This window comes from Candidatus Deferrimicrobiaceae bacterium, assembly GCA_035256765.1.
Taxonomy (GTDB): Bacteria; Desulfobacterota; Deferrimicrobia; order Deferrimicrobiales; family Deferrimicrobiaceae; genus CSP1-8.
The window spans coordinates 1-3,210 of record DATEXR010000055.1 but is presented as its reverse complement, the minus strand read 5'-3'; the positions used below and the strand labels follow the sequence as shown (position 1 = coordinate 3,210).

The window sequence follows — 3,210 nt, the reverse complement described above, 5'->3', positions numbered from 1 at the left end:
CAACGAATTGCGATTCACCACGAAGATCGGAGGCGGCGCAGTCGGACGGGCGCAGCTGGAAGACGCGTGGCGAAGCGAAATCCCGGTGGAAGGAACCGTGGAGAGGGAGATCAAGGGCGGATTCGAGGTGCGGCTGGGGGGAGGATTCCGGGGATTCTGCCCGTACTCCCAGATGGGCATGCCGCGGTCCGGGGAGCGGGGCGGGCAAGCCGGGGGCCCTCTCCTGTTCAAGATCACGCGGTTCCACGGGGAAGGGAGGGACATCGTCCTGTCCCACCGGGCAATTCTGGAGGAAAAGCGGAAGGCGGAGAAGGAGTCTCTGAAGAAGACGCTCCGGGAAGGGATGACGGTCGGGGGGACGGTCACCTCGATCCGGGAATTCGGGGCATTCGTGAACGTCGGCGGAATCGAGGGACTGGTGCCGGCGTCCGAGATCGGATGGGACCGGGCGGAGGAGATCCGGAAGGCCGTTTCTATGGGGCAGGAGGTGAGCGTCACGGTCGTCGCGCTGGATTGGGAAAGGGAACGTTTCACCTTCAGCCTGAAGAAGGCGCTTCCCGATCCCTGGGAGAGCGTCGAGGCACGGTACCCGCTGGGGACATCCCACCCGGGAAAGGTATCGAGGCTGGCCCCTTTCGGGGCGTTCGTCACCCTGGAGCCGGGCGTGGACGGGCTGCTCCATATCTCGAAACTGGGGGGAGGGAAAAGGATCCGCCACCCCGGCGAAGCGGTTCGGGAGGGAGAGGAACTTGCGGTGAAGGTGGATTCGGTGGAAAAGGAGAGGAGAAGGATCTCCCTTTCCTTGGCGGGCGAAGAGACCGGGGCAGAGCAGCCGGTCGGGACGGATGACTACCGGCAATATCTCGAGGAAGCTCCTCGACCCTTAGGCACGCTGGGGGAGATCTTGCGAAAGAAACTGGAAGAGAAGAAGAACAAATAACGGCCTTGCCCCCGGTCAGCCATCCAGCACGTCCTTTACCTTGCGCGCGAGTTCGTCCGGCGTGAACGGTTTGAAAATGGACGACTTGCGCCCGAGAGGATGGTATTTCCCATCGGCTTCGGGGCCCACGTACCCGGTCATAAACAGAATCTTCGTCTCCGGATAGAGCGAGGCGACACGGACCGCCAAGCTCCGTCCACCTCTCTTCGGCATGACCACGTCCGTCAGCAACAGGTGAATGGGTTCACGGCTCCGGGACATGATTTCGAGGGCCTCTTCCCCGTTGGCGGCGTCGAAGACCCGGTATCCCGCGTTCTCCAAAGTCTCCCTCACCAGGTTGCGCACCGACTCCTCGTCCTCTACCACCAGGATCGTCCCCCGGCCGGTCGGGGCATCCAGAACCAGTTCTATGGATTCCCTGGAGGGCTTCTCCTCCGTCCTGGGCAGCAAGATCGTGAACGTGGTCCCCTTTTGCGGTTCGCTATCGACCCAGATGTCCCCCCCGCTCTGGCGGATGATTCCGTACACCGTCGAAAGGCCCAGCCCCACTCCCTTCCCCACTTCCTTGGTCGTGAAGTAGGGTTCGAAAATGTGGGATTTGGTCTCTTCGTCCATCCCGACGCCGTTGTCCTGGAACACGAGTTTGACGTAGGGGCCGGGCAGGATATCTCCGTGCCGCCGTGTCGTGGACTCGCTCAGGTTGGTGTTCCAGGATTCGATGGTGAGCCGACCCCCCATCGGCATGGCGTCCCGGGCGTTCAATGCCAGATTGACGATGACCTGTTCGATCTGCCCCGGATCCGCTTTCACCCTTCCGAGTTCGTGATCGAGGATGGTCACGAGTTCCATGTGCTCGCCGATCAGGCGGCGCAGCATCTTCTCCATGTTGGAAACGATGTGGTTCAGATCCAGGATCTGGGGCTGCAGGATCTGCTTCCGGCCGAACGCGATCAGTTGATGCGTCAACTGGGTGGCGCGAGCGCCTGCCTTCCCAATCTCATCGAGCCCCATGGACACGAGCTCGGGGTTCGCAAGGCGCTTCTTCGTCAGTCCGACGTAGCCCGTGATCACCGTCATCAAGTTGTTGAAATCATGTGCGATCCCTCCCGCGAGCCTTCCCACCGCTTCGATTTTCTGGGATTGGCGCAATTGCTCTTCCAGATGCTTCCGCCCGGTGATGTCGCGGGCGAACACCTGGAGGGCGGATTTGCCGAGGTAATCGATCGAAACGGCCGACACCTCCATTTCCACGGGGGTGCCGTCGAGCCGGATGTACTTCTCCTGGATGGTCGAAATTTCCTTGATCTCCTCCCTCTCCATGTGGATCCGTTCGCTTGCCGTTCCCTGGAAGTCCCGGTGGAAGATGTGCGCAACCGGTTTCCCCACGAGATCCTCCTGGTTGGTTGCACCGAGAAGTTTCACCCCCGCGGAGTTGATGAAAACGATCTTTCCGTCCTGCTGGATGTAGATCGTTTCCGGGGAGAGTTCCACCAGGTCCCGGTAGCGCTCCTCGCTCTCCCGAAGGTTGTCTTCGACGCGTTTCCGTTCCAGCAGAATGACAATGGTCAGCCAGAGCACGGTGATCGTGATGATCCGGTTGATGATCGACACGTCCAACCTGCCATGCTGAAAACTCCCCATGAAACCGAGACCGATCAGCAGCGTGCAGATCACAAGAAGCAGAAAGGATAGCCAACGCGGGGCGACGTAGGAGGTGGCGAGCAGAGGAATCAGATAAAAAAGCCACACCGCGATGTCGGACGATGAGTACAGATCAAAAATAAAAAATAAGACCGATATCAGGACGGAGATTCCGAAAACGAACAGAGCCTTGCGGGATTGTTGCCGATTCATCATCCCCCTCGTTTCGGCACCCCCGGAAGATTGCGGCGTGATCGTTGTGGAGACAAATATAGCATAATTAGTACGCCTGGGCGTCACTCCCGCGCGGGTGTCTAGGGGGGATGGGCGTTCCCGCGGGACGGATGGTCCCGGCCACAGAAAGAGATTCGAGGAGGAATGAAGATGAAAGGGTTTTTCGGATTCGAACATCACGGGACCGGTTACCGTCAGGAGATCCTTGCCGGCCTCACGACCTTCCTGACGATGGCCTACATCATCATCGTCAACCCCGCCATCCTGGAGGCGGCCGGAATTCCCCGCGGGCCCTCCACGGTCGCCACGATCCTGGCCGCCGCATTCGGAACGGTGGTGATGGGACTGTACGCAGGGCGCCCTTTCGCTGTCGCCCCCTATATGGGGGAAAACGC

The 3,210-nt window shown here is 60.3% G+C and carries 3 protein-coding genes; 2 read left to right on the top strand and 1 reads right to left on the bottom strand.

Going from position 1 to position 3,210, the window contains the following annotated elements:
* On the top strand, nt 1-940 hold a 940-nt coding region (locus VJ307_01800; GenBank protein HJX72861.1), incomplete at its 5' end, for a S1 RNA-binding domain-containing protein.
* Between the two features lie 15 nt (nt 941-955).
* On the opposite strand, the gene VJ307_01795 is transcribed toward VJ307_01800, so the two are convergent.
* Nucleotides 956-2,689: an ATP-binding protein gene (locus tag VJ307_01795; GenBank protein HJX72860.1), complete on the bottom strand. Its 1,734-nt coding sequence runs from the start codon at nt 2,687-2,689 to the stop codon at nt 956-958.
* 276 nt (nt 2,690-2,965) lie between these two features.
* On the opposite strand from VJ307_01795, the gene VJ307_01790 reads away from it, so the two are divergent.
* Nucleotides 2,966-3,210: solute carrier family 23 protein (locus VJ307_01790; protein HJX72859.1), on the top strand; the 245-nt coding region annotated here is incomplete at its 3' end.